At 75.3% G+C, this 23,852-nt stretch carries 29 protein-coding genes; 10 read left to right on the forward strand and 19 right to left on the reverse strand.

All coding sequences use genetic code 11. The annotated features are described in order from the left end of the window. Window positions 1-272 precede the first annotated feature (272 nt). A complete protein-coding gene (locus QSK00_RS20930; protein WP_179793940.1) occupies window positions 273-467 on the reverse strand; it encodes a DUF7455 domain-containing protein in 195 nt (64 codons plus the stop codon). A gap of 254 nt (window positions 468-721) precedes the next feature. Between QSK00_RS20930 and QSK00_RS20935 the strand changes: the two genes are divergently transcribed. The 3 genes from QSK00_RS20935 to QSK00_RS20945 all read left to right on the forward strand — a co-directional run bounded on the left by QSK00_RS20935 (window position 722) and on the right by QSK00_RS20945 (window position 4,202). After that, on the forward strand, window positions 722-1,543 hold the full coding sequence (locus QSK00_RS20935; RefSeq protein WP_285593967.1) for an EamA family transporter: 822 nt from the start codon (window positions 722-724) through the stop codon (window positions 1,541-1,543). 98 nt (window positions 1,544-1,641) lie between these two features. Then, window positions 1,642-3,030 carry a type I glutamate--ammonia ligase gene (locus QSK00_RS20940; protein WP_285593714.1) on the forward strand — a complete coding sequence of 463 codons (1,389 nt, stop codon included), beginning with the start codon at window positions 1,642-1,644 and terminating at the stop codon, window positions 3,028-3,030. A gap of 164 nt (window positions 3,031-3,194) precedes the next feature. Next, a complete protein-coding gene (locus QSK00_RS20945) occupies window positions 3,195-4,202 on the forward strand; it encodes an endonuclease/exonuclease/phosphatase family protein (protein ID WP_285593716.1) in 1,008 nt (335 codons plus the stop codon). Here the strand turns inward: QSK00_RS20945 and QSK00_RS20950 are convergent. After that, a complete protein-coding gene (locus QSK00_RS20950) occupies window positions 4,165-5,103 on the reverse strand; it encodes an aldo/keto reductase (RefSeq protein WP_285593718.1) in 939 nt (312 codons plus the stop codon). The genes QSK00_RS20945 and QSK00_RS20950 overlap by 38 nt on opposite strands. On the opposite strand from QSK00_RS20950, the gene QSK00_RS20955 reads away from it, so the two are divergent. Beyond that, window positions 5,102-5,770 (forward strand): hypothetical protein, encoded by a 669-nt coding sequence (locus tag QSK00_RS20955; RefSeq protein ID WP_285593720.1) that lies wholly within the window; start codon window positions 5,102-5,104, stop codon window positions 5,768-5,770. The two genes, QSK00_RS20950 and QSK00_RS20955, sit on opposite strands and share 2 nt — an antisense overlap. Here QSK00_RS20955 and QSK00_RS20960 read toward each other — a convergent pair. The 9 genes from QSK00_RS20960 to ppgK form a co-directional block, all read right to left on the reverse strand. After that, window positions 5,715-6,488 carry an inositol monophosphatase family protein gene (locus QSK00_RS20960; RefSeq protein ID WP_285593722.1) on the reverse strand — a complete coding sequence of 258 codons (774 nt, stop codon included), beginning with the start codon at window positions 6,486-6,488 and terminating at the stop codon, window positions 5,715-5,717. The genes QSK00_RS20955 and QSK00_RS20960 overlap by 56 nt on opposite strands. A 41-nt stretch (window positions 6,489-6,529) precedes the next feature. Beyond that, window positions 6,530-7,075, reverse strand: coding sequence for a Uma2 family endonuclease (locus QSK00_RS20965; protein WP_285593724.1), 546 nt, complete (start codon window positions 7,073-7,075; stop codon window positions 6,530-6,532). Window positions 7,076-7,127: 52 nt separating this feature from the next. Then, window positions 7,128-7,418 carry a hypothetical protein gene (locus tag QSK00_RS20970; RefSeq protein WP_285593726.1) on the reverse strand — a complete coding sequence of 97 codons (291 nt, stop codon included), beginning with the start codon at window positions 7,416-7,418 and terminating at the stop codon, window positions 7,128-7,130. Window positions 7,419-7,452: 34 nt separating this feature from the next. Next, window positions 7,453-7,953 (reverse strand): PaaI family thioesterase, encoded by a 501-nt coding sequence (locus QSK00_RS20975; RefSeq protein ID WP_285593728.1) that lies wholly within the window; start codon window positions 7,951-7,953, stop codon window positions 7,453-7,455. Then, a complete protein-coding gene (locus tag QSK00_RS20980; RefSeq protein ID WP_285593730.1) occupies window positions 7,863-8,069 on the reverse strand; it encodes a hypothetical protein in 207 nt (68 codons plus the stop codon). Before QSK00_RS20980 ends, QSK00_RS20975 begins: the two co-directional genes overlap by 91 nt. A 17-nt stretch (window positions 8,070-8,086) precedes the next feature. Then, entirely contained in the window at window positions 8,087-8,389 is a 303-nt protein-coding gene (locus tag QSK00_RS20985; RefSeq protein WP_285593731.1) for an MDR/zinc-dependent alcohol dehydrogenase-like family protein, read from the reverse strand. Between the two features lie 42 nt (window positions 8,390-8,431). Beyond that, window positions 8,432-9,358 (reverse strand): DMT family transporter, encoded by a 927-nt coding sequence (locus QSK00_RS20990; protein WP_285593733.1) that lies wholly within the window; start codon window positions 9,356-9,358, stop codon window positions 8,432-8,434. Between the two features lie 86 nt (window positions 9,359-9,444). Next, window positions 9,445-10,839 (reverse strand): RNA polymerase sigma factor, encoded by a 1,395-nt coding sequence (locus tag QSK00_RS20995; RefSeq protein ID WP_285593735.1) that lies wholly within the window; start codon window positions 10,837-10,839, stop codon window positions 9,445-9,447. A 238-nt stretch (window positions 10,840-11,077) separates the two neighbouring features. After that, the gene (gene ppgK, locus QSK00_RS21000; protein WP_285593737.1) at window positions 11,078-11,860 is read right to left on the reverse strand and encodes a polyphosphate--glucose phosphotransferase; all 783 of its coding nucleotides are present in this window, start codon (window positions 11,858-11,860) and stop codon (window positions 11,078-11,080) included. A gap of 58 nt (window positions 11,861-11,918) precedes the next feature. Here ppgK and QSK00_RS21005 point away from each other — a divergent pair, with 58 nt between their 5' ends. Then, window positions 11,919-12,794 (forward strand): inositol monophosphatase family protein, encoded by an 876-nt coding sequence (locus tag QSK00_RS21005; protein ID WP_285593739.1) that lies wholly within the window; start codon window positions 11,919-11,921, stop codon window positions 12,792-12,794. 9 nt (window positions 12,795-12,803) lie between these two features. Here QSK00_RS21005 and cei read toward each other — a convergent pair whose 3' ends face one another. Beyond that, window positions 12,804-13,439 carry an envelope integrity protein Cei gene (gene cei, locus QSK00_RS21010; protein ID WP_285593740.1) on the reverse strand — a complete coding sequence of 212 codons (636 nt, stop codon included), beginning with the start codon at window positions 13,437-13,439 and terminating at the stop codon, window positions 12,804-12,806. 281 nt (window positions 13,440-13,720) lie between these two features. Between cei and QSK00_RS21015 the strand changes: the two genes are divergently transcribed. Next, window positions 13,721-14,023, forward strand: a complete 303-nt coding sequence (locus QSK00_RS21015; protein ID WP_018334507.1) for a DUF4193 domain-containing protein — start codon at window positions 13,721-13,723, stop codon at window positions 14,021-14,023. 63 nt (window positions 14,024-14,086) lie between these two features. Here QSK00_RS21015 and QSK00_RS21020 read toward each other — a convergent pair whose 3' ends face one another. After that, complete coding sequence (locus QSK00_RS21020) at window positions 14,087-14,569, reverse strand: DUF3093 domain-containing protein (RefSeq protein WP_285593743.1); 483 nt, start codon at window positions 14,567-14,569, stop codon at window positions 14,087-14,089. A 69-nt stretch (window positions 14,570-14,638) separates the two neighbouring features. Here QSK00_RS21020 and dut point away from each other — a divergent pair, with 69 nt between their 5' ends. From dut to QSK00_RS21040, 4 genes are all read left to right on the forward strand, one after another. After that, window positions 14,639-15,088 carry a dUTP diphosphatase gene (gene dut, locus QSK00_RS21025; RefSeq protein WP_285593745.1) on the forward strand — a complete coding sequence of 150 codons (450 nt, stop codon included), beginning with the start codon at window positions 14,639-14,641 and terminating at the stop codon, window positions 15,086-15,088. Window positions 15,089-15,218: 130 nt separating this feature from the next. Continuing rightward, the gene (locus tag QSK00_RS21030; RefSeq protein WP_285593747.1) at window positions 15,219-15,950 is read left to right on the forward strand and encodes a DUF3710 domain-containing protein; all 732 of its coding nucleotides are present in this window, start codon (window positions 15,219-15,221) and stop codon (window positions 15,948-15,950) included. A gap of 75 nt (window positions 15,951-16,025) precedes the next feature. Further along, a complete protein-coding gene (locus tag QSK00_RS21035; protein ID WP_285593749.1) occupies window positions 16,026-16,403 on the forward strand; it encodes an OB-fold nucleic acid binding domain-containing protein in 378 nt (125 codons plus the stop codon). Between the two features lie 99 nt (window positions 16,404-16,502). Beyond that, on the forward strand, window positions 16,503-17,240 hold the full coding sequence (locus QSK00_RS21040; RefSeq protein WP_285593751.1) for a DUF3159 domain-containing protein: 738 nt from the start codon (window positions 16,503-16,505) through the stop codon (window positions 17,238-17,240). A 1-nt stretch (window position 17,241) separates the two neighbouring features. Here the strand turns inward: QSK00_RS21040 and QSK00_RS30430 are convergent, their stop codons facing one another. The 6 genes from QSK00_RS30430 to QSK00_RS21075 all read right to left on the reverse strand — a co-directional run bounded on the left by QSK00_RS30430 (window position 17,242) and on the right by QSK00_RS21075 (window position 23,834). Further along, the gene (locus QSK00_RS30430) at window positions 17,242-18,588 is read right to left on the reverse strand and encodes an MSMEG_1061 family FMN-dependent PPOX-type flavoprotein (RefSeq protein WP_352231158.1); all 1,347 of its coding nucleotides are present in this window, start codon (window positions 18,586-18,588) and stop codon (window positions 17,242-17,244) included. After that, window positions 18,585-19,661 (reverse strand): FecCD family ABC transporter permease, encoded by a 1,077-nt coding sequence (locus QSK00_RS21055; protein WP_285593753.1) that lies wholly within the window; start codon window positions 19,659-19,661, stop codon window positions 18,585-18,587. Before QSK00_RS21055 ends, QSK00_RS30430 begins: the two co-directional genes overlap by 4 nt. After that, window positions 19,658-20,698: a FecCD family ABC transporter permease gene (locus tag QSK00_RS21060; protein WP_285593755.1), complete on the reverse strand. Its 1,041-nt coding sequence runs from the start codon at window positions 20,696-20,698 to the stop codon at window positions 19,658-19,660. The genes QSK00_RS21055 and QSK00_RS21060 overlap by 4 nt, the downstream gene beginning before the upstream one ends. After that, on the reverse strand, window positions 20,695-21,681 hold the full coding sequence (locus tag QSK00_RS21065; protein ID WP_285593756.1) for an iron-siderophore ABC transporter substrate-binding protein: 987 nt from the start codon (window positions 21,679-21,681) through the stop codon (window positions 20,695-20,697). The genes QSK00_RS21060 and QSK00_RS21065 overlap by 4 nt, the downstream gene beginning before the upstream one ends. 94 nt (window positions 21,682-21,775) lie before the next feature. Beyond that, window positions 21,776-23,425 (reverse strand): alpha/beta-hydrolase family protein, encoded by a 1,650-nt coding sequence (locus QSK00_RS21070; protein WP_285593757.1) that lies wholly within the window; start codon window positions 23,423-23,425, stop codon window positions 21,776-21,778. A gap of 61 nt (window positions 23,426-23,486) precedes the next feature. Then, window positions 23,487-23,834 (reverse strand): ester cyclase, encoded by a 348-nt coding sequence (locus QSK00_RS21075; protein WP_285593759.1) that lies wholly within the window; start codon window positions 23,832-23,834, stop codon window positions 23,487-23,489. Window positions 23,835-23,852: the final 18 nt, after the last annotated feature.

Below are 23,852 nucleotides of genomic sequence, written 5' to 3' on the forward strand. Positions count from 1 at the left end.
ACGATCGTCACGCAGCGTCGCGAGAGCGGGACGTCGCTCGTCGCGGGGCCCGCGGGCCGGTCATGCCGTCGGGTGATCGCGCGGACCACCCCATCGTGCGCGTCATCCCGGGCCGTGCCGCGTGTCGCCCGGGCCGGTGGGAACGACCCGTCGGCGGGCCGGGCGAGGAGCCCCCGCACACGACGACGGCGGGCGGGGACCGTCGTGGTCCCCGCCCGCCGTCGTGTCGAGCCGTCTCGCGGCGATCACCGTCGCCGCAGGTCAGCGCGCTGTCAGACCGTCTCCCCAGCCTGCACGTCGATGGAGAGCTCCTTCAGCTTCGCCTCGTGCGTACGGGCGTGGTGCCCGCAGAAGAGCAGCTCCCCGCCGGAGGGCAGGACGGCGCGGACCTTGGCCGCTGCACCGCAGCGGTCGCATCGGTCCGAGGCGGTGAGTTCTGGCCGGGTCAGGGTTCCGGGCATCGTCATCTCCCTCCGTTCGGAGACCGGCGTGGGAACCGGCCCCGCAGGCTCCGGCCGAGTGACCGTCGCCCCTCCACTGTGTCAGAACGAGGCGACGACCGCTCGTGTTCACGCGCTGCTTTGTCCTCGGTCACGTACCGCTCATCGACGGATGGCGACCGTTGTTATCGGGTAGGGCGGGGAACCACACGATGGTGAGTCGACCTCCGACGACGAACGGTCCCCCTGCGCCGTCACTCTTCGTGCTCGGCGGCGTGTCGATGTACGTGGGTGCGGCGCTCGCCGTGGGCCTCTTCGAGCGGGTGTCGCCCGCGGGCGTGGCGTGGCTGCGGCTGGCGGGGGCGGCGGTCGTGCTCGCCGTGTGGCGGCTCGCGGCCCGGCGGTGGTCGCGGACCGAGCCGGCGCGCTGGTCCCGACGGCGGGTGGTGCTCGCGGGCGCCTTCGGGCTCGTGACCGCGGGCATGAACATCGTCTTCTACGAGGCGATCGCGCGGCTGCCGCTGGGCACCGCGGTCGCCGTGGAGTTCGCGGGCCCGGTGCTCGTCGCGGCGCTGGGTTCCCGGAACCGCCGCGACTGGTCCGCCCTCGCCCTCGTCGTGCTCGGCGTGGCCCTGATCGCCGACGTGCGGCTGGAGGGCTCGCCCGGGGGCGTGGTGTTCGCGCTGCTCGCCGCGCTGCTGTGGGCGGGCTACATCGTGCTGGGGGCACGGGTGTCGAGCGGCTCCGGCTCGACGGGGGAGGGGATCGACGGGCTCGCGATCGGCTTCGTCGTGGCCGCCGTCGTGCTCTCGCCCCTGGCCCTGACCGCTGCTCCGATCGCGGGGGAGCCGCTGCTGCTCGGCTCGGCGCTCGCGCTCGGCGTGCTGTCCTCGGTCGTGCCCTACGTGCTCGACCAGGTCGTGCTCCGCCGCGTCGGGCGGGCCCGCTTCGCCCTGCTGCTCGCGCTCCTGCCGCTGACCGCCACCGTCGTGGGCCTCGTCGGGCTGGCGCAGGTCCCGGCGCCGCTCGAGGCGGTGGGGATCGCCGCCGTCGTCGTCGGGGTGGCCCTGCGGCGCGAGCCGGCGCCGGACCCACCCGCGTGAGGGGAACCCTCGTGCCACAAGAGCGCTCGAATCCTCCCCTCACGGCGGGCTCGGTCGGACCCGCTGACTAGCCTCACCTGCGCTGTCGTCGACGAGGGGTGGGGAACGTGTCCGAGGAGTTGCGCGAGCGCGGCCGGGAACTCGCGGCGGCGCTGGCCGCGGACGGGGTGGCCGGGCTGACGATCGTGTGGGCCGACAACAACGGCATCCCGCGCTCGCGCACCGTGCCGGTGTCGGCGCTGCCCGCCGCGGCGGTGGCGGGAGTCGGCGTGACGCACCTGTTCGCCGTGTTCGACACGAACGACGCCATCGCCTTCGGGTCACCGGGCATGCAGAACGCCTCCGGGGACGTCCGCCTCGTGCCGCAGCTCGACCGCATCAGCCGGCTCGCGGGGCAGCCCGCCTTCGCCTGGGTGCCCGGTCGGCAGGTCACCGCCGACGGCGGCCCCTGGGCGTTCGACCAGCGCTCGGTGCTGGAGCGGGTCGTCGGGCGCCTCGCCGACGACGGCTACTCCGCCCTGGTCGGCTACGAGATGGAGTTCGGGGTCTTCGAGCCGGAGACCGATGCGGACGACACCGACCTCCTGCCGGCCCACCACGGTCCCGCCTACAGCCCGCACGCGCTGCTCCCGATCGACGGGTTCATCGCGTCGGTGATGCGCGACGCCGAGGCGAACGGCCTGCGCCTGGGCCAGATCCACGCCGAGTACGGGCCCGCGCAGGTCGAACTCTCCCTGGCCGCGTCCGACCCGCTCACGGCCGCCGACCAGCAGCTCCTCGCCCGGCAGACGGTCCTCGCGGCCGCGGAGGCGCACGGGCTGCGCGTCTCGTTCGCCCCGCTGCCCACCCTGAACGGCGCCGGCAACGGCTGGCACGTGCACACCTCGCTGTGGCGCGGGGACGAGAACCTGCTCGCGGGCGGCCCGGAGGGGCCGCGGGGGACGGCGGGCGCGGGGTACATCGCCGGGCTCCTGCGCGATCTGCCCGCCCTCGCCGCGATCACCGCGCCCTCGCAGGGCTCGCTGGCCCGGCTGCGGCCCGGGTTCTTCGCGGGCGCGTTCGCCGGCTTCTGGGGCGTGGAGAACCGCGAGGCCCCGCTGCGCTACGTGCCGGGGTCGGCCCTGCTCGGCGAGGACCACGCGAACGTCGAGCTGAAGACCTCCGACGCCTCGGCCAACCCGTACCTGGCCCTCGCCGCGATCCTGACGTCGGGCGTGGCCGGGATCGAGGAGAACCTCGTCCCACCGGCCCCGACCGCGCAGGACCCGGGCACCTGGAAGAAGAAGGAGCGCGCCGCCGCGGGCATCACGAAGCTCCCCGCGACGCAGGCCGAGCAGGAGGAGGCCCTGCGGGGCAACCCGCGGGTCGCCGGCGTGCTCGGCGAGGACCTCCTCGAGGCCTTCCTCGCGGTGCGCCGCGCGGACGCGACCTGGGCGGCGGAGAAGGACACCGAGGAGGTCCTCGCGGCCTGGCGCTGGAAGTACTGAGCGAGAGAGGGGCGTCCCTGCCACCGGACGCCGGCCACGACGCGTTCCTGCCACCCGGGCGACCCGAGATCCTGAGCTGCCCGGCAGGACGGCCGGGCCCGACCGGGGGAGACCCGGAGCGTCCTCGCGCGGACCCGACGGCGGCTGGGCGATCATCGGGTCCCGTGGGACCTCCCGGACGCCCGACCGTCGTGACCGCGGCGGCGGGCGCGCTCGCGACCACCGCCGTCCTGCTGCCCGAGGCCCTCGGGCTCGACCGCACCGCCCCCTGGCCGATCGTCACGGCGTTCCGCCGGCGCCTCGCGCTGGGGGCCGTCGGGGCGGCTGCGGTCGCGGCGGCGAGACCGGGGCCGTGGCGCGGGGCCGGCCTCGGCGCGGGCGCGGTCGCGGCGGCCGCCCTCGTCGTGTCGACCGTGCGGCACCGGCCGCACCCCGGGGGCACGCCCGTCGGCGAGCCGGTGAGCGTCCTCGGAGCCAACGTCCGGATCGGCCGGGCCGACCCGGGGGCCCTCGGGGCCCTGGTGCGCCGGGAACGCCCCGACGTCGTGGTCCTGCTGGAGGCCGGAGACCGCTTCCGCCGGTCGCTCACCCGCGAGATCGACGACCTCGGCTACCGAGGCTGGTCGTGCGCCCCCGGCCGGGCCGAGGTCGAGGCCGCGGGCGCCGGCGACCACGCGTGCACCTCGGTGCTCGTCGCGCCCGGGCTCGGTGACGTCACGGTGCGGGCGGTCACCCGCGACACCGCCTCGGGGTGGATCGAGCTGACCGGCGGGGCACTCGGCGACACCCGGTTCCTCGCGGTGCACCCGGCCGTCCTGCTGCCGAGCCGCACCCACGAGTGGCGCCGGGAGCTGGCGCGCCTGGCCGGGCTGGTCGCCGACGACCCGCGGCCGACCGTGGTCGTCGGCGACCTGAACTCCACGCTCGAGCACCGGGCCCTGCAGCCCGTCCTGCACCACGTGCGCTCGGCGTCCGCCGAGGTCGGGCGCGCGCGGGAGGGGACGTGGCCGGGCGGCAAGCCGCGGTGGCTCGGCGTCGCGATCGACCACGTCCTCGTCTCCGCCACCGTCGGCGTCGGGTCGGTCGAGGTCCTCGACGTGCCCGGCAGCGACCACCGCGCCGTGCTCGCGCGGCTCAGGCGTCCGACAGGCGCCGGAGCTCGTCGTCGCTGAGCCGCAGGGACACCGCGGGCAGGATCTCGCCGAGCTGCGCCAGCGTCCGGCCCGAGGCGATCGGGGCACCCACCGTCGGCTGCGCGGCGAGCCAGGCCAGCGACACCGCGGCGACCGGCACGTCGTGGGCCGCCGCGATCTCGTCCAGGACGCCCAGCACGGCCACCCCGTGGTCGTCGAGGTAGGCGCGGGCGCCCTCGACGCGGGCGCCCGCCATCGCCCCGGACGAGGCCCCCGAGTCGACCGTGTCCTGCCCGGGCCGGTACTTCCCCGTCAGGAACCCCTTGGCGAGCCCGAAGTAGGGGTAGCAGACCAGTCCCTCGCGCTGGACCAGCGGCGCCAGGTCGCGCTCGTAGTCGCGCTCGACGAGGTTGTAGTGCGGCTGCACCGCGGAGAAGCGCGTCAGGTCGTGCTTGTCGGCGAGCTCCAGGGCGCCGGCGAGCCGGTCGGCATCGAAGTTCGACGCGCCGACCGCCCGCACCTTCCCGGCGCGGACCAGCTCGTCGAAGGCCGCGACGTAGTCCTCCTGCGGGGTGTCGGGGTCGTCGCGGTGGGCGTAGTACAGGTCGATGTGGTCGGTCTGCAGCCGGCGCAGCGAGTCGTCGCACGCGGCGCGGATGTTCTCCGGACGCAGGCCCTTGCGCTGCTCCCACGACCCGACCTTCGTCGCGATGACCACGTCGTCGCGGCGCCCGGTGCGCGCCAGCCAGTTCCCGATCACCGTCTCGGACTCGCCGCCGGAGTTGCCCTCGGCCCGCGCCATGTACGAGTCCGCGGTGTCGATCATGCGGCCGCCGGCGTCGACGAACGCGTCGAGCAGGGCGTGCGAGGTCGGTTCGTCCGCGGTCCAGCCGAAGACGTTCCCGCCCAGGCAGAGCCCGTCGTCAGGAAGAGAGGTCATGCTCCCGGTCTACCCCTCCCGGGTCGGGCAGACCCTGCACGTGCGCGAGGGATCTTGGAGCGGGCCCGGGGCAGGTGGCACCGTCGCCGGGATGGACGAGCTGCTCGCCGACGTCGCCGTCCTCGGGGAGACGCCGCGCATCCTGGTGGCCTGCGGCTTCGAGGGCGCGCTGGCGCACCTCGGGGAGGACCGGGCGCTCCCGGAGTCGTCCGAGGCGCTCAACGTGCTGCTGGCCCTGCCGGGCACCGTCGTGGCCGTCGTCTCGGACCGGCCGCCGGAGGAGATGTCGGAGCTGATGTTCCTGTCCGGCTCCAAGGGCGGCCTGCGGATGATCCGCCCGGAGGACGTCGGGTCGCTGCGCGTGGGGGTCGATTCCGCGCTCGTCATCGACGTGGACCCGGCCTCACTGGAGGCCCTCCGCGACGGCGACCTCGCCGTGCTCGTGGACGCCGACGCGGACCGCGACGCCGACCGCGACGACCGCACCGACACCGGGGACGGTCCCCACCGCGTGGTCGACGCCGAGGACGTCGTCGTGGTGCTCGAGGAGCTCGTGGGCGTCCGTTGGCGCCGGCTCCTCGTCACCGGGCACGCGACGTCCGGCGTCCCGCTCAGCGACCCCGGAGCACCGCCAGCACCGCCGCGTGCACGCTCGGCCGGGCGATGAGCAGGTCGGGGGAGTAGGGGTCGTCCTGCCCGTAGGGCACCGGCGAGCCGTCGATGCGGGTGGCGATCAGCCCGGCGGCCATCGCGACCGCCATCGGCGCGGCGTTGTCCCACTCGTACTGGCCGCCGGAGTGCAGGTAGACGTCGGCCTCGCCGTCGAGCACCGCGAGCGTCTTCACCCCGGCCGCCGAGCGCTTGACCAGCCGCACGTCGAAGGCCCGCTCGACCGCACGCAGCTCGTGCGGCGGCCGCGAGCGGCTCACGGTGACCGCGAGCTCGTCGCCGACGGGAGAGTCGGGGATGTGGTCCACGGTGTCGGAGTCGACGAGCGCGCCGCGGCCCGGCACGGCCACTGCGCCCGCCGCGAGCTGCCCGTCGACCACGAGCGCGACGTGCACCCCCCACTCGTCGGTGCCGCGGCCGAAGCCGGAGGACCCGTCGAGCGGGTCGACGATCCAGAGGCGCCGGCCCTGCCGGTCGGCCGGGTCGAGCGAGCCCTCCTCGGAGAGCACCGCGTCGTCCGGGCGGCGCCGGGCGAGCTCGGTGGTGAGGTACTCGTGGGCCTGCTCGTCGCCCGCGTACTCGCGATCGCGCCCCGTCGGGGTGGACGCGCGGAGGTCGAGCAGCAGACGCCCGGTGGCGTCGGCGAGCTCCCGGGCGAGCGCGGCGTCCTCCGCGTAGGCGGGGCTGCCGGGCGTCACGGTGTCTGCTGCGCTCACCCCCCGATCTTCGCCCACGGCACCGGGCGGGTGCGCGGTGGCTACCGCAGGGCCGCGAGGTCGAGCGTGGCGCCGAACCCGAGCGGGGCGATCCCACGGTGCTCGGTGACGACCCGGTAGGCGCCGCCGACGAGGACGAACTCGGTCAGCGTGGGGCCGTCGGGGTCGACGATGCCGTAGTGCGGGATGCCGCCCTCGGCGTACTCCGCGAGCTTGGCGACCCGGTCGGTCCGGCGGCTCCCCGGGGAGAGGATCTCGAGCGCCGCGAGGAGGTCGCCCGGCACGAGGCGACCGCCGCGGTCGTAGGCCTCGGCCCGGACCACGGCGACGTCGGGCTTGCGGACCGTCGGGGGAGGGCCCGCGTCGATGAGGACGTCGATGTCCGGCACCAGCACGTGGTCCGGCGCGACCTGGGGCGCCAGGGCGGCACAGAGCCGCCACATGAGGTTCTGATGCGGCTGTCCCGGGCTCGGCGACACGACCAGCACCCCCTCGACCAGCTCGGCGGTCTTGACGAGCTCCTCGTCGAGTGCCTCCCACTCGTCGAGCGAGAGCAGGTGGTCGGGCCAGGGCTGCGCCGTCGTCACGGACCTCTCACCTCCTCCGACGCCGCCCATCGTCCCACGGTTCCCGCGGGTCCTAGGGCGTTTCGGCGGCGATCAGCACCCGCGCGAGCTCGTCGAGCACGGCGGCCCGGGCCTCGTCGCGCTCCGGCACGGTCTGCGGGTTCTGGTCGAGCAGGAGCCGCGCGAGGCTCGCGAGGCTGATCACCTGGGCGCCGTACTCCTCGGGGCCCCCGAGCTCCCCGAGCAGGGCGCCGACCGCCGGCAGGTCCCCGGCGTCCATGGCACGGATGACGGCGACGGACCGCTCGTGCACGTCGGCGGGATCGGGACCGGGGAGATCGTCGGCGGCGGGGTGCTGGGTCATGCCGTCGAGCATCACAGACCGGTCGCGGGCGGGCTCAGCGGACCGCGATGACCGACTTCGTGATCTGGCTGCGCGCCACCAGGCGGTCCCCGACGGTCGCGGTGGCGCTGACGAAGCCCAGCCGCCGGGTGCGGCGCTCCAGGACCGCGGTGACCAGCACCTCCTCGTCGCGCTGTCCCGGGCTCAGCAGCTGCGTCGAGATGTGGTGGGTGACGGCGTGCTCGTCGTCGGCGAGCTCGGGCAGCAGGGTGAGGAAGCCCTGCAGCTCGAGGATCGCGCCGAGGGCGCCGGCGTGGAGCGTCCCGCCGGGGTTGATGGCGAGGCCCCGGACCGGGAACAGCAGCCCGGCGGTGGGGGCCGCCGGGTCGGCCGGCCGTGCCCCGAGCGCCTCCTGCAGCGGGATGGCCAGGGCCGCGGCGGCCCGGGCCTCGAGCGACGCGGCGTTCAGCGGATGCCGTCCCGCCGCAGGACGGAGAGCGCCCAGGCCGACAGGCCGCCGAGGACGAGGCAGACGGCGAGGAGGGCGGCGAACCACCACACCCCGGTCAGCACCAGCAGGACCGCCCACAGCACGCCCAGGGTCGCGTTGAACCACAGCAGGAACACGTAGCGGCGGCGCTCGTCGGGGCGGACCCGCTCCTCCATCGGCACGCCCCCACGCTAGCGCCTCAGAAGCGGAGCACCGGCTTGATGGTCCGCCCGGCCGCCGAGTCGGCGAACGCCTGCTCGATGTCCGCGAAGTCGTAGTGCCGCACCAACTTGTCGAACGGGAAGCGCCCGGCGCGCCACAGCTCGATCAGGCGCGGGATGAACAGCCGCGGCACCGCGTCGCCCTCGATGATCGTCGTGAGCGTCCAGCCCCGGAGCAGCGACGCCGCCGTCTCCAGGGCGACCTCGGTGCCGATGGGGGCCTGACCGAGCAGCCCCGCCACGCCGCGGACGGCGAGCGAGTCGACGGTCTGGCGCAGCACCGACCGCGGCGTTGGTGCTCGGCACGACGGCGGCGGTGGTCCTCACGATCGCATCGACCCAGAAGGAGTGACGGCCGACACCTCCTCACGATGACGGCGGCGGGGCCAGGTCCCGAGGCCGACGAACATGCCGACGAGCGCGACCGCGAGGCCGAGCACGGCCCGCAGGGTCAGCGGCTCGGCGAGCAGCGGGACGGCCAGGAGGGCGGTCGTCGCGGGGGAGAGGTTGAGCAGGGCGGAGACGTGCACCGTCGAGCGGCGGCGCAGCAGGACGAACATGACCGCGAACGTGCCCGCGGAGTTCACGACACCGAGCCAGACCACCGCGAGCCAGCCCCCGCCTCCCGTCGGGAGCCACTGCGGGTCGAGGAACGGCATTGCCACCGCGAGGACGACCATCGAGGTGACCATCTGGACCACCACGCTCGCGGCGACGGGCGTGTCGTCGTTGAAGCGCTTCTGGTAGAGCGTCCCCGCCGTCAGGAACGCCATCCCGAGCACCGGCAGCAGCACCGGCCCCACCGGGCCGCCGCCGGACAGGTCGCCCGACACCACGATGTAGACCCCGCCCGCGCCGATGATCAGCCCGATCACCGGAGCGGCCCCCAGACGGGTCCGCAGCACCAGCGGCGTGAGCAGCCCGACGAGCAGCGGCGCGAGGCCGACGATCAGGCTCGTCAGCCCCGCCGGGACGCCCCGCGCGACGCCCGTGAAGACCGCCGAGAACACCCCGACCTGCAGCAGCAGCGCGGTGACCACGAGGTGGGCGAGGACCCGGCCGCGCGGCAGGCCGGGACGGAGCCACGCCGCCGCCGCTCCGGTCACGGCGGCCGCGACGACGAACCGCCAGAACAGCACGGTCGGCACGTCGGTGGTGCGGGTGGCGAGCTTGGCGACGATGAACCCCGAGGCCCACAGCAGGACGAACAGCGCGCTGAGCAGCGGGACCGTCCACCGCGACGAGGTCACGGACGATCAGCCAACGCGACATCGGTCGCGGGCGCAAACGACGACGGCCCCCGCGCCGGAGCTCGGGGGCCGTCGTCGTGGTGGTGCTAGTCCAGGTAGTCGCGCAGGACCTGCGAGCGCGACGGGTGGCGCAGCTTCGACATCGTCTTCGACTCGATCTGGCGGATGCGCTCACGCGTCACGCCGTAGACCTGGCCGATCTCGTCGAGCGTGCGCGGCTGGCCGTCGGTGAGCCCGAAGCGCAGGCGGACCACGCCGGCCTCGCGCTCGGAGAGCGTCGCGAGGACGGACTGCAGCTGGTCCTGCAGGAGGGTGAAGGAGACCGCGTCGACGGCCACCACGGCCTCGCTGTCCTCGATGAAGTCACCGAGCTGCGAGTCGCCCTCGTCGCCGATCGTCTGGTCGAGCGAGATCGGCTCCCGGGCGTACTGCTGGATCTCCAGCACCTTGTCCGGGGTGATGTCCATCTCCTTGGCCAGCTCTTCAGGAGTGGGCTCGCGCCCGAGGTCCTGGAGCAGCTCACGCTGTATGCGGCCGAGCTTGTTGATGACCTCCACCATGTGCACCGGGATGCGGATGGTGCGGGCCTGGTCGGCCATGGCGCGGGTGATGGCCTGACGGATCCACCACGTCGCGTAGGTCGAGAACTTGTAGCCCTTGGTGTAGTCGAACTTCTCGACCGCACGGATCAGACCGAGGTTCCCCTCCTGGATCAGGTCCAGGAACGCCATGCCGCGGCCGGTGTAGCGCTTGGCCAGCGAGACGACGAGGCGGAGGTTCGCCTCGAGCAGGTGGGACTTGGCGCGCTCGCCGTCGCGGACGATCCACCGCAGGTCGCGACGCATCTGCGTCTGCAGCTCCTGCTGGGTCTCGGCGACCTTGCGCAGCCGCTCCGCCGCGTAGAGGCCGGCCTCGATCCGCTTGGCGAGCTCGACCTCCTCCTCGGCGTTGAGCAGCGCCACCTTGCCGATCTGCTTGAGGTAGGCGCGGACCGAGTCGGCGGAGGCGGTGAGCTCGGCGTCCTTGCGCGCCTGGCGCAGCGCCTCGGACTCCTCCTCGTCCCAGACGAAGTCGCCGGACTTCTTGTCCTCCTCGGTGGGCTCCTCGGTCTCGACCTCCTCGACGACGACCTCGGCGCCCAGCGCCTCGACCTCCTCGGTCAGGTCGCCCTCGGCGGGAGCGTCCTCGAGCTCGCCCTCGGGGGCCTCGCCCTCGGCACCCTCGGCGCCCTCGGTCTTCGCGCCCTTCTTGGCGGGCGCGGCCTTCTTCGCGGGGGCCTTCTTCGCCGGCGCCTTGGTGGCGGTGGCGGAGGCGCTCTTGGCCGCGGTCGAGCGCGTCGCGCTCTTCGCACGCGTGGTCTTCGGGCGCGCCCCCGAGGACGACTCGGTGTCGGCCTCCTCGGTCACCACCCCGAGCGGGCCGGAGGGCTGCTCCGCCGTGGCGGTGGTGGCGCGACGGCGGGCGGAATCTGCGGCTGCCACAAACGACCTTTCGCGACGATCGACTGCTGGGCGAGGAGACGGCCACCGGATCGACGGACCCGGGACGCCGTCCACCTCGACACGGAGTGTTCGGGAGGGGTTTGAGCCCCGGCTCCGGCGGTGAACCGCCGCAAGCTGTTCACCATTGTAACGACGCCGGGTGACGGGCGCCCGTACCTCACAGGTCCGAGGTCGGCGTGGCGGCGCGGGTCACCGGTCGTCGGGCGGAAAGCGCAGGTCAGGGGCTCGTGTCCTCGGCGGCGGCCATGGCCGCGCCCACGATCCCGGCCTGGTTCTGCAGCTGCGCGACCACGATCTCGGTGCGCGCCTCGAGCAGCGGGAGCCACTTGTCGGGCTTCTTGCTCACCCCGCCGCCGAGGATGAACAGGTCGGGCCAGACGAGGTCCTCGAGGACCTGGAGGTAGCGGGAGAACCGCTTGGCCCACTTCGGCCAGGACAGCTCCTCCCGCTCACGGGCGGCGGCCGAGGCCCGGGACTCGGCGTCGTGGCCGTCGACCTGGAGGTGGCCGAACTCGCTGGAGGGCAGCAGCCGGCCGTCGAGGAAGAGCGCCGAACCGATGCCGGTGCCGATCGTCAGCATGCAGACCACACCGCGGCGGCCCGCCCCGGCGCCGAAGCGGACCTCGGCGAGCCCCGCCGCGTCCGCGTCGTTGAGCACGAACACCGGCCTCGACGGTCCGGCTCCGCTGCGCTGCGCGTCCGGCAGCCGCCCGAGCCGCTCCCCGAAGAGCGTGACGGCGTCGGTGCCCGGCCACGTCGGGTCGATGTTGGCCGCGGTGTGGGCGATCCCGGCCTTGACCACCGAGGGCAGCGTGATGCCGACCGGCCCGTCGTAGCCGTGGGTCTCGACGACGGCCGCGACCGTGTCCGCGACGGCCTCGGGCGTCGCGGGGTGGGGGGTCTCGATCCGGACCCGATCGGCGAGGAGCTCCCCGGTCTCCGTGTCGACCACGTTGCCCTTCACGCCGGTGCCGCCGACGTCGATCCCCAACCGTCGCATCCCGTTCACACCCCGTCCCCTCGTGCGATTTCGGGCGAGCCTAGCCAGGTGTGATCGGATGGAGGACGTGACCGACCAGGACGATCAGGACCTCCGGGAACTCGGGCCGGAACTCCGCAAGATCGCCGTCGAGATCGCCCGGGAGACCGCCGCGCTGGCCCTGGCGGTCCGGGACCGGGTGGTCGGGGACCGCTCGGTCGCCGACATGACGACCAAGAGCTCGGCCACCGACGTCGTCACCGCGGGCGACCGTGAGTGCGAGGCCCTCGTGCGCGAGCGCCTCGCCGTGCTGCGCCCGGACGACGCCGTGCTCGGCGAGGAGGAGGGCGGGGCGACCTCCGCGCGACCCGGCCAGGTGCGTTGGGTGGTCGACCCGATCGACGGCACGGTCAACTACACCCACGGCCTGCCCTGGTTCTCGGTCTCCCTGGGTGCCGAGATCGACGGCCGCGCCGTCGCGGGGGCCGTGGTCGAGCCGGTGTACGGCCGGGTCTGGAGCGCGGCGGCGGGGCACGGCGCCACCCTCGACGACCGGCCGCTGCGCGCGTCGGCCCTGGATCGCGTGGAGATCGCCGTGGTGGGCACCGGCCTGGCCTACGACCCGGCGCGCCGGGCCCGCCAGGCCGCGCTCGTCGCCCGCGTGGCCGGCTCGATCGGCGACGTCCGCCGCCAGGGCTGCGCGTCGCTGGACCTGTGCTCGGTCGCGGCGGGCTGGGTCGACGGCTTCTACGAGCACGGCCTCAAGCCGTGGGACTGGTCGGCGGGGGCATTGATCGCCGAGGAGGCGGGGGCGGTCGTGCGCCGCCCGGTCACCGACGCTGCGCCCGACGCGCCCGACGACGGGTGGGGCCCGGAGGCCACCTTCGCCGCCGGTCCGGCGCTGGCGGGCCCGCTCGCCGAGCTGCTGCGGTCGGCGGGGGCCCGGGAGGTCTGAGCGCCGGCGCTACTGCGAGCAGTCGACGTCGCGGAGCCCGCTCAGTGACGCCGGATCGGTTCCGGGCACCGGGGCGCCGGACTCGCTCCCGCGCGCGAGGGCCCGGAGCGCGTCGTTCACGCCCGCCCCGGGGGTGATGTCGCGGAAGTCGCTGCCGAGGGCGAGGTCGACCGCCGCGCCCTGCCGCCCGTCGTCGACCAGCTCCGCGCACGGCACGACGAGCGAGAGGGTGCGGGCGGCCGAGGCCCCGTCCCCGCCGTAGCGGATCTGCCCGACGCAGCTGAGGTCCTGGGCGGGGTAGAGCGGGTCGTTGTCCGGCGGGGCGGCCTCGGTCATGCCGAGCTCCCCGAGCTCCACGGCCGCGAGCTGGGCCTGGCCGCGCTGGCCGGCGCCGTTCAGCACACGGACCGCGACGGCCGAGGGGGACGCCGCGGCGGTCTGGTCGAGGGCCGTGCGGGCCTCCACGGTGCCTCCGCCCGACGGCGGCGTGTTGCACGAGGTGACCGACTGCGCGGTCGAGTTCACGAAGACCACGATCCAGGTCAGGACGCTGGCGACCGCCAGCACGATGACGAGCAGGGCCATCGGCAGCAGGTGCCGCCGTCGGTAGCCGCCGGCGCGCGGGAGGGACGAGGAGGCGGCCACGCCGGGGAGCGTAGACGCCGTCGCGTGGGCCCGAGGTGTCCGCCGCACCCGTGCGATCGCGCGCGATCGAGTTGTCGGTGAGACCACACCGACGGACCGGTGGGAACCGTGGGCATCCGCCGCCGCCGTCGGCTACCCTTCCGCCGCCCGCGGCACGGAAAGACTCTCGACAGCTTCGCCGGTGAGACCCGGGTCACTCAACCGACCGGCACAAACAGTGGTCGTCCCGCGTTGTGCGGGCGCACGACACACCACGGCATGACGAGGGTGGGACACACCATATGGCGACCGACTACGACGCCCCGCGCCGCAACGAGTCCGACGAACTCGGGGAGGACTCGCTCGAGGAGCTGAAGGCCCGGCGGAACGAGGCGCAGTCCGCGGCCGTCGACGTCGACGAGACCGACACGGCCGAGAGCTTCGAGCTCCCGGGCGCGGACCTCTCCGGTGAGGAACTGACGGTCCGGGTGCTGCCGAAGCAGGCCGACGAGTTCACCTGCGGCAGCTGCTTCCTGGTCCACCACCGGAGCCGCCTCGCCGAGACCCGCGGCAACGCGTTCATCTGCCGCGACTGCGCGGCCTGACACACCGACCGACGAGCCCGGTCCGGGATCTCCCCGGGCCGGGCTCCTTCTCGTCCGGGGCCCCTACTCGCCCCGGACCTGCGCCAGCAGCCGTTCCGGGTGGCGGGTGGAGACGACCCAGTAGGGCGTGGGGTCGTCGGGGTCGGTCACCTCGAGACGCACCGCGCTCGCGATCCAGGGCCGGTGCAGCACGAACGCGGCCGGGTCCAGCTGCGGGCCGAGGGCGTGCTGCTTGCCGTCCCCGCGCACCACGTCGGCGCGCCCGACGAAGCGGACGGGCAGGTGGGCCGGCCCGGCCCAGACCTCCCGCTCGCCGTCGGCGTTCGTCGCGACGCCGACCCGCGTGCGTCCGATCCGACTGAGGATCAGCACCGCGAGCGGCAGCAGCAGCACGTAGGGCAGCCACGACCGCACGCCCGGGAAGCCCATGTGGACCTCGGCGGCGAGCAGGCCCGCCACGAGCAGCGACGGCGGCCAGGCCCACCAGGGGAGCCGCAGGCGCTCGAGGCCGGCCGGGGGCGCACTCGGGGCGGGGGCACGGGTCACGGCACCAGGGTAGGACGGCCGTGGGGAGGGCTGCGTCGTCCCCGGCGTGCGCGACTACCCTCGTCCGTCGTGTCCGAGCTCGATCTCGTCCGGCTCGATCCGGGGCTGCCGGCGCCCACGCGGGCGCACCCGGACGACGCTGGCCTCGACCTGCGGACCACCACCGACGTGCGGCTCGAGCCGGGCGAGCGGGTGCTGGTGGGGACCGGGGTGGCGGTCGCGCTGCCGCCGGGCCACGTCGGCCTGGTCTGCCCCCGGTCCGGGCTCGCCGCCCGCGACGGGATCGGCGTGGTCAACGCGCCCGGGGTGGTCGACGCCGGCTACCGGGGCGAGATCCGGGTGTGTCTGGTCAACCACGACCGCCACCGCGCCGTCGAGCTGCGCCGCGGCGACCGGGTGGCCCAGCTGCTCGTCCAGCGGGTGGAGCTGCCGTCCGTCCGTGTGGTGGAGGCGCTGCCGGCGACCGCGCGCGGCGGGAACGGGTTCGGATCGACCGGGTCGGGTGACGACCTCAGGTGACCTGGAACCGTTTACATCACGACAAGGTCACGGGCAGGGTATTGAGTACGGAGCGGGAAACGCCGATGGACACGACGTACGACCGGGACGGCCGCGGGGCGCGGCCGCGGACGAGGGAGCTCTGAGGGCAGTGGTCGCGACCGAGCCGGCGCGCGGACGCCACCGCAAGGGCCGCATCGCCCAGGTCCCCGGGCACGGCGACCCGGCGGGCCGGGGACACCACCGGCACCACGGGCCGTGGGACGGGGAGAACGCCCCGCGCGACGGGCGACTCCGCCTCGACCTCGGTTCGGTCCAGCTCCCGGTCCCGCCGAACGCGACGCTCGTGGCCGAGCCCGATCCGTCGGGTCCGCTGCGCGCCGTCCACGTCATGGTCCCCGAGGGCCGGCTCACGGTGAGCGCGTTCGCCGCGCCCCGCACCGGGGGGCTCTGGGGCGAGCTGGTCGAGGAACTGGCCACCCAGCTGCACAACGAGGGCGCCACCATCCGGCGGGACCGGGGCGAGTGGGGCCGCGAGCTCGTCGCCCGCAACGGCGACGTCGTCGCCCGGGTCGTCGCGGTCGAGGGGCCGCGCTGGCTGCTGCGCGGGGTCGGTACGGGCCCGGCCCAGCACGCCCTGACCCTGCACGGGATGCTGCGCGACATGGTCCGGGGCACCGTGGTGGTCCGGTCGCCCGACCCGCTGCCGGTGCGCTCGCTGCTGCCGCTCGAGGTCCCCGACGACGTGCCGGAGCCGTTCCGCGACACCCTCTACCAGACGTTGCCCACCCGGCCGCGCCAGATCGCGGGCCAGGACGGTCCCGTGATCCCGATGATGCTGCCGCAGAAGGCGGACTCGGGGACGTCCCCGGGGCGTTCCTGATCGAGTTATCCTGAGGACGGGTCCGACGAGGGGCCCGGGTGGCACCTGCGGGTGCCTGCATCGAGGAGCAGCCGGATGGGCAAGAGCCCCGGGTTCATGTCGCGGATGGTCAAGAAGCTCACCTCCGACGTGTCCGACCTGGACGCCGAGGATCTCTCCGCCGAGGCGGAGCGCTCGGGCTGCCAGAAGGCCAGCGAGTGCTCCGGGACGGGCGAGGCGATCACCGTCAAGGGTCGCCTGCGGTCGGTGGAGATCTGCCCCCGGGACTCGGTCGCCACGTTGGAGGCCGAGCTCTTCGACGGGACCGACGGTGTCACGCTGGTGTGGATGGGTCGTCGCCGCATCCCGGGGATCGAGCCGGGCCGCACGCTCCGCGCGAGTGGTCGGGTGGCGGTCCGCGACGGCCGCAAGGTCATCTACAACCCGTACTACGAGTTGCAGCGAGCCCCCTGACAGGAGCGCGTCATCACCCCCCAGCACCGCGCCGGACATCCTCCCGTCCCACCCTACGGGTCCTCGCCGCGCCGCCCCGGCCCGGAGGAGCCCCCCACCGTGGCCTTCGCCCCGGTGCGGCCGGACGCCCCGACGGCGCCCGTCCCGGGGCCCACGGCGGACGACGTGGCGGCGGACGCCGAGGGGGTCGAGGAGCGCGAGGAGCGGGCGCCCACGCTGCTCGAGCAGATGGGCGGGGTCGCCGGGGTGATCACCTCGGCCGTCCCGGTCGTCGTGTTCGTGCTCGTGCAGGCGGTGTTCAAGAACCTGGTGGCCTCGATCGTCGCGGCCGTCGGCGTGGCCGTGGCGGTCGCGGTCTGGCGGCTCGTGCGCGGCGAGAAGGTGCAGCCGGCGCTGTCGGGCCTCTTCGGCGTCGCGGTCTGCGCGTTCATCGCCTGGCGCACCGGGGAGGCCAAGGGCTTCTTCCTGCTCGGGATCTGGACGAGCCTCGTCTACGGCGGGGTGTTCCTGGTGTCGGTGGTGGTGCGTCGGCCGCTGGTCGGGGTGCTCTGGCACCTGGTCAACGGCGACGGCCAGGGCTGGCGGAGCTCGCCCGCGCTGCTGCGGGCCTACGACCTCGCCACGCTGGCCTGGGTCGTCGTGTTCGGGGCGCGCTTCGTCGTGCAGCGGTGGCTCTACGACTCGGCCTACGCCGAGACCTGGCTGGGCTGGGTCCGCCTCGCGATGGGGGTCCCGCTCGCCCTGCTCGCGGCCGCGGTCACCGTCTGGGCCATCCGCCGGGCGACCGAGGCGGCGAAGGCCGAGCGGGCCGAGCAGGCCGAGGCCCCCGCGGCCTGACTCAGGTGTCCTCCCGGGCCGCCACCGCGGCCTCGGCCAGGGCCTTGGTGCCCGGCACCTCCGTCGCCGGCGTGGCGTCCGTCCACAGCCCGGCGCGGGTGAGGGCGCGCGAGCAGTGCACGAAGCAGTCCTCCACGTCGACGACCAGGGCCAGCGGCGGCGGGTCCTCCCACAGCCCGAGGACGTCGGGGTCGTCGACCACGCGGGCCCGGCCCGACACCCGCAGCACGTGGGTCACCCCGGGGACCAGGAACAGCAGACCCGTCCCCGGCCGCTCCACGACGTTGCGCAGGGTGTCGATCCGGCGGTTGCCGGGGCGCTCGGGCAGGGCCAGGCGCCGACCGTCGTCGAGCACCCGGACGAAGCCCGCCGCGTCGCCGCGGGGCGAGACGTCCATCCCGCCGTCCGTGCGGCCCGACGCGAGGACCACGAGCGGAGCGGCGGCCACGAACTCCGCCGCGGTCGGGTCGACGCGGTCGCCCACCTTCGCGACGGCGAGCGGGTGCGGCTCGTCCACCACCTCCCGCAGGTCGGCCTCCGAGGCGAAGCCGGGGGGTACGGGCGCCACCCGGTGCCGCCCGACGGGGACGACGAGCGGTGTGCCGGAGACCGGGTCGGGGACCACGCGCGCAGGGATGCCGAAGACCCGTTCGACGGTCGCCTCGGTGACGACCTCCGCCGGGGTGCCCTCGGCGACCACCGCCCCGTCGCGCAGGGCGACGAGGTGGTCGGCGTAGCGGGCGGCGAGGTCGAGGTCGTGCAGCACCACGGCCACCGTCGTGCCCTCGCCGAGGTTGCGGTCGACGAGCAGGTCGAGCACCTCGACGGCGTGCGCCATGTCGAGGTAGGTGGTGGGCTCGTCGAGGAGGAGGGTCGGGGTGTCCTGCGCGAGGATCATCGCGATCCACACCCGCTGGCGCTGGCCGCCCGAGAGCTCGTCGACGGGCCGCGCGGCGAGCTCGAGCACCCCGGTCGCGGTCATGGCGCGGGCCACCGCCGCGTCGTCGGCGGCGGTCCGTCCGCCGAACCAGCCCTGGTGCGGGGAGCGGCCGCGCTCGACGAGGTCGGCGACCGTGATGCCCTCCGGTGCGACCGGGGTCTGCGGCAGCATCCCGAGGCGCCGGGCGAGCTCGCGGGCGGGGAGGTCCCGCACGTCGGTCTCCTCGAGCAGCACCCGGCCCGCCGCGGGTGCGATCAGCCGCCCGAGGCCGCGGAGCAGGGTCGACTTGCCGCAGGCGTTCGGGCCGACGATCGCGGTGATCCGGCCGGCGGGGAGGCGCACCGACAGCCCGTCGACCACGACGCGGTCGTCGTAGCGCAGGGTGAGGTGCTCGGCGCGCAGGCTCATGACGCTCCTCTGGTCCGGGCTCGGGCGAGCAGCCACAGCAGGTAGGGGGCGCCGACGACGCCCGTGACGACCCCGACCGGCAGCGGCACCTCGCCCAGCAGGTGCCGTGCGACGAGGTCGGCGACCAGGACCAGCACGGCGCCGACCAGGGCGGCGTGCGGCAGCGAGGCCCGCCCCGGGCCGGCGAGACGGACGGCGACCGGACCGGACACCAGGGCGACGAACGAGACCGGGCCGGCCACGGCGACCGCGGAGGCGACCAGCAGCACCCCGACCGCGAGCAGGGCGAGGCGGGCGCGCTCCACGGGCAGGCCGAGGGCGGCCGCGGCCTCGTCGCCGAGCTCGAGCCGGGGCAGCGCCCGGGCCGCGACGAGCGCGAGCGGCACGAGGACCGCGACGGCGACGAGCAGCGGGGTGACTCCGGCCCACGTGACGCCGTTCAGGCTGCCGGTGAGCCAGAGCAGGGTCTGCTGGGCGGTGGTGAGGGAGGCCGTCGTCATCAGCCAGGAGACCACCGCGAGCAGCGCCGAGCCGATGCCGACGCCGATGAGGACGAACCGCACGCCGTGCAGGCCGCCCCCGCCGCTGCCGCGCCGCGCCAGGACGACGATCAGGGCCGCGGTGGCGGCCGCCCCCACGACGGCCGCCCCGGAGACGCCGAACCCGGAGAGCCCGAAGAGGGTGAACGCCGTGACCGCCGCCGCGCTCGCGCCGGCCCCGACGCCGATGACGTCCGGACTGGCGAGGGGATTGCGGAGCAGCCGCTGGAACAGCGCACCGGCCAGGCCGAGGGCGGCGCCGACGGCGAGACCCGCGAGTGCGCGGGGGAGACGGAGCCGGGTGACGACGAACTCGACGCGGGCCGGTCCGGCGCCGACCAGCGAGGCCAGGAGGTCGCCCGGCGGGATCGGGTAGTCGCCGAGGGACACCGTCGCGAGGAACACGAGCACCACGGCGGCCGCGAGACCCGCTCCGGCCAACCCGACCCGTCGTCGGGAACGGGCGCGGGCCTCCTGCAGGGCGGCGAGGGCGGCGGTCCCGTCGGGCGGAGCTGCGCTGCGCGTCTCCGTCATCGCACGAACCGCTTCCGGCGCACGAACCAGACGAAGACCGGCGCGCCGAGCACGGCGGTGACGATGCCGACCTGGACCTCCCGGGGTGCGGCCACGACGCGACCGACGACGTCGGCGACGAGCAGCAGCGTGGGCGCGGCGAGGGCGGCGAGGGGGAGGACCCTGCGGTGGTCGGGGCCGGCGAGCGCGCGGACGACGTGCGGGACGGTCAGCCCGACGAAGGCGATCGGGCCCGCGACGGCGGTGGCGGCGCCGGCGAGCACCACGAGCGCCACCCCGCAGACCGCGCGGTCGCGCCCGACGCGGCGGCCGAAGGAGCGGGCGACGTCGTCGCCGAGGGCGAGGGCGTTGAGGGTCGGGCCGCAGAGCAGGGCGAGGGCGAGGCCCGCCGCGACGAAGGGCGCGGCCTGCGCGGCGATCCCGAGGTCGCGGCCGGCGAGCGAACCGACCTGCCAGAAGCGGTAGTCGTCGAAGGCGTTCGGGTCGGTCAGCAGGATCGCGGTGGTCACCGAGCCGAGGCCCGCGGTCAGGGCCGCCCCGGCGAGGGCGAGGGTCGCCGGGGAGGTGGCCGACCGCCCGCCGATCCCGGCCACCCCGGCCACGATCAGCGCCGCGAGTCCGGCGCCGACGAAGCCGAACCAGACGTAGGCGGTCAGCGACCGGAGGCCGAGCACCCCGATCGCGAGCACGACGGCGAGGGCCGCGCCCGTGTTGAGCCCGAGGATGCCGGGCTCGGCGATCGGGTTGCGGGTCAGGCCCTGCGCGAGGACCCCGGCCGGGCCGAGGGCGAGGCCGGCCAGCAGCCCGATGACGGTGCGGGGGAGGCGGACCTCGGTGACGACGAGGTGGTCGGGGTTCGTCGGGTCGAAGGCGGTCAGGGCGTCCAGCACGACCGACGGGGGCAGCGCCCGCGGCCCGATCGCGAGGCTCGCGACGACCGCCGCCAGCAGGGCGGCCGCCACGAGCAGCGTCGTCGCCGTCCCCGCGCCGCGGCGTACGCGGGGCGGGGCGGGGGCGACGACGGCGCTCGCGGTCACGGCTTCGCGACCGCCGCGCTGATCGGCCCGACGATGCGGTCGAGGGCGTAGAGCTGGCCCGGCACCGACGAGCTCGAGAACGCGTTGGACAGCGTCTTGTCGTCGAGCACGACCCCGCGGCCGGCGGCGACCGAGGGCACCGCGTTCCAGAGCGGGTCGCCGGTGACGTCCGCGGCGTTGCCGCTGATGGCCTGCATGATCGTCACGCGGGCGTCGAGCAGGTTCATCTGCTCGCGGCTCACCGGGACGGAGAACCCCTGGGTGGGGACGTTCTCGACGGCGGGGGCGTTGACGAGCCCGAGCTCGCGGAGGAACTCGACCCTGCCGGTGCGCCCGACGTAGGCCGCGTACTCGCCGAGGGTGTTCTTCGCGCCGGAGACGACGGTCGCACCGTTCAGCGCGGGGTTCTGCTGCCGGGCCTGCGCGAAGCGGTCCTCCAGCTCGGACTGCAACCGGGCCGCCTCCTGCGACTTCCCGAGGGCCGCTCCGACCATCCGGAGCTGGTCGCGCCACGGTGTCAGGTAGTTCTCCCCGCCCGCTGGGATGCCGACGACCGGGACGCCGAGCTGGGCGAGCTGGTCGTGGCGCTCCCGGGTGCCCGAGGCGCGGGTGTCGAGGATCAGGTCGGGCTGCAGGGCGGCGACCTGTTCGAGGTCGACCTCGAGCGTCCCGAGCTTCTGCGGCGGGGTGGTGTAGCGCCGGGTCACCCACGGCCCGAGGCCGTCGCCGCCGACGGCGAGCCAGTCCGAGGCGCCGACCGGCGCCACCCCGAGCGCCAGCGCCGTCTCGGCGTCGCTCCATCCGAGTGCGACCACCCGCTGCGGGGCCTGCGGGACGGTCACGTCCCCGAAGGCCGTGGGGATGGTGACGGGGAAGGTGCCGTCGCCGGCCGTCGCGGGGGCAGCCTGCTGGGCGGTGCCCGAGGAGCACCCCGCGAGCAGGGCGACGAGCACGGCGACGACGGCGACGAGCGATCTACGCACCAGGGACCTTTCCGACAGATCAAGTGAGGTGCGCCTAACCTAACTTGCTTCGTCGGAGATGGACCACCCGGGCCACGACAGGACGCGGGGCCCCCTACGCGCCCGGCGTCGGCAGCCCGCCCGCCTCCTGGACGGCGTGGGCGCGCGCGGTGTCGGCGGGCGTCCAGCCCGGCGGCGGCACCACGTCCGTCCACGCGTCCAGCGACTCCGGCCCGTAGTTGTGGCCGTGCCCGAACGGCACCTCCTGCGCGCGGATCATGTCCATCGTGACCTGCCAGAACGTCACGAGCGGGAACCACCGCACGTCGGGGAGGACGTCGTCGCCGTGCGGCTCGGCGAGCCAGTCCGGCCGCTCCCAGAGCAGCCGCGGCGACCACCACACCACCGGGTCGCTCGGGTGCTGCAGGTAGACCGTCCGCGGCGCGGGCCAGGGTGCGGGCGGGTCCGTGGCCAGTCCGGGGGTGGCGGTGCCGCCGCCGAAGCGCACCTGCCGCCCGTTCCCGACGACGGGTCGCACCTCCGGCGTGCCGGGGTCCCGGCCCGCGACGAGCGAGCGCCACAGCGGGGAGGAGTTCGGCGGGCCGTTCCAGAGCGCCCCGTCGCGGACCCGGTCGACGGAGGCGAACGCGGCCTGCGACCCGAGTGCGCCGAGCGACTCCCCGAAGACCACGACGCGCGGGCGCGGGCGCCCGGGTGGCAGCGCGTCGACGGCGGCCCGCACCGCGTCGTACATGGTGGTCCCGGCGGCGGCCACGCGGTCGCCGTCGAGCAGCAGCGACAGGGCGCTCGGCATGAGGGAGTACTGGCTGGTGACGACGGCGGTGTCCCCGCCCCAGGTCAGCTCCAGGGCGTCCACGGCCTCCGCGTCGACGAACCCGGTGCCCGTCGTCGTCAGGACCGCGATCACGGGGCGGTCGAAGGCGCCGGTGCGGCGCAGCTCGTCGACGGCGAGCCGGGCGCGCTCGGCAGCGTCGGCCGAGCTCCCGAGCCCCACGTACACCCGGATCGGCTCGACGGCGGGTCGTCCCGAGGCCTGCGCGAGCGCGGTCGCCGGTGGCCCGGACGAGACGAAGGTGCGCCCGCCCCGGCCCAGGGAGTCCCAGCTCAGCAGGGAGGCGGGGGAGCCGGAGCGCAGGGGGGAGGTGGGCCGGGTGGCGCCGCCGAAGACGCCGTCGTTCTGGGCGGCGAAGGCCCGGTCGAGCACGGTGCGGGCCGGGTTGACGCCCGGGATGCCCGCGACCGAGACGAGCGCCAGCAGCACGACCACCACCCCGAGGCCCACGACGACCCGCCGCGGCCACCGGGGGAGGGCCCGCACGCCCCGCACGACCGCGACGAGCACGGCGAGCACCGCGACCGCGACCGGCACCGCCACCAGCCACGACACGACCGTGGGTGGTCGTACCCCGAGCAGGGCCGCCTGGGCGGCCTGCCGGGCGTAGCCGTACCGCAGCGCCAGCACGACGACGGGCACGAGGAGCATCGCGAGCAGGACCCACCCGAGCGCCCGGGCCGTGGGGGACGGGCGGAGCCGGACCCGGGGCCGGACCAGCCGCGCGACCGTCACCCCGAGCAGGTAGCCCGCGGCGAGCAGCACGCCGCTGACCAGCCCCTGGAAGAACCCGGTGCGCGGGATCAGCGTCGGGGTGCACCCGAGGGCGGCCAGGCCGACCCCGAGTGTCAGCCCGAGCGGGTGCAGGGACCAGCGGCGTCGACGGTCGGACTCCGCTGCGCTCCGTCTCACGTGTCGCTCGGGCACGCCCGCAGTCTGGCCCGCGGGACGATCATCCGCGCGGGCCGGGCACTCACGGCAGCGGCAGGGACGCGACCCAGTACTCGACGAAGCGGCCGTCGGCGACGCGCAGCACGTCGTTGCCGACGAACGTGACCGGGTTGCCCTCCTGCGCGCCCCGGCCGCGCCAGCGGCCCGCGACCAGGTCACCGTCGACGAGCGGGCCGACCTCGACCACGAACGTCAGCACGTCGAGCATGCCGTGGGTCTCGTCGATGATCGCGGCGAGCTCGGCGGGGCCGTGGACGTCGCGGTCGGGCCAGTGGCCGACGAAGTCGGCGGCGACGATCTCCCCGGCCACGGCGACCGAGCCGTTCCACAGCTCGTCGATCCAGCGCCGGTAGAGCGCCCGCGGGTCCATGGGCGCGCACCCTGCCAG

The organism is Actinomycetospora sp. NBRC 106378 (genome assembly GCF_030269685.1).
Classification (GTDB): domain Bacteria; phylum Actinomycetota; class Actinomycetes; order Mycobacteriales; family Pseudonocardiaceae; genus Actinomycetospora.

What these genes read in the sequence shown, in the direction of transcription:
- QSK00_RS20930 (WP_179793940.1), bottom strand. Translation starts at nt 467, where the DNA reads ATGACGATGCCCGGAACCCTGACCCGGCCAGAACTCACCGCCTCGGAC.
- QSK00_RS20935 (WP_285593967.1), top strand. Translation starts at nt 722, where the DNA reads ATGTACGTGGGTGCGGCGCTCGCCGTGGGCCTCTTCGAGCGGGTGTCG.
- QSK00_RS20955 (WP_285593720.1), top strand. Translation starts at nt 5,102, where the DNA reads ATGCTCCCGGTCTACCCCTCCCGGGTCGGGCAGACCCTGCACGTGCGC.
- QSK00_RS20950 (WP_285593718.1), bottom strand. Translation starts at nt 5,103, where the DNA reads ATGACCTCTCTTCCTGACGACGGGCTCTGCCTGGGCGGGAACGTCTTC.
- QSK00_RS20970 (WP_285593726.1), bottom strand. Translation starts at nt 7,418, where the DNA reads ATGACCCAGCACCCCGCCGCCGACGATCTCCCCGGTCCCGATCCCGCC.
- ppgK (WP_285593737.1), bottom strand. Translation starts at nt 11,860, where the DNA reads ATGCGACGGTTGGGGATCGACGTCGGCGGCACCGGCGTGAAGGGCAAC.
- QSK00_RS21005 (WP_285593739.1), top strand. Translation starts at nt 11,919, where the DNA reads ATGGAGGACGTGACCGACCAGGACGATCAGGACCTCCGGGAACTCGGG.
- QSK00_RS21015 (WP_018334507.1), top strand. Translation starts at nt 13,721, where the DNA reads ATGGCGACCGACTACGACGCCCCGCGCCGCAACGAGTCCGACGAACTC.
- QSK00_RS21035 (WP_285593749.1), top strand. Translation starts at nt 16,026, where the DNA reads ATGGGCAAGAGCCCCGGGTTCATGTCGCGGATGGTCAAGAAGCTCACC.
- QSK00_RS30430 (WP_352231158.1), bottom strand. Translation starts at nt 18,588, where the DNA reads ATGAGCCTGCGCGCCGAGCACCTCACCCTGCGCTACGACGACCGCGTC.
- QSK00_RS21055 (WP_285593753.1), bottom strand. Translation starts at nt 19,661, where the DNA reads ATGACGGAGACGCGCAGCGCAGCTCCGCCCGACGGGACCGCCGCCCTC.
- QSK00_RS21075 (WP_285593759.1), bottom strand. Translation starts at nt 23,834, where the DNA reads ATGGACCCGCGGGCGCTCTACCGGCGCTGGATCGACGAGCTGTGGAAC.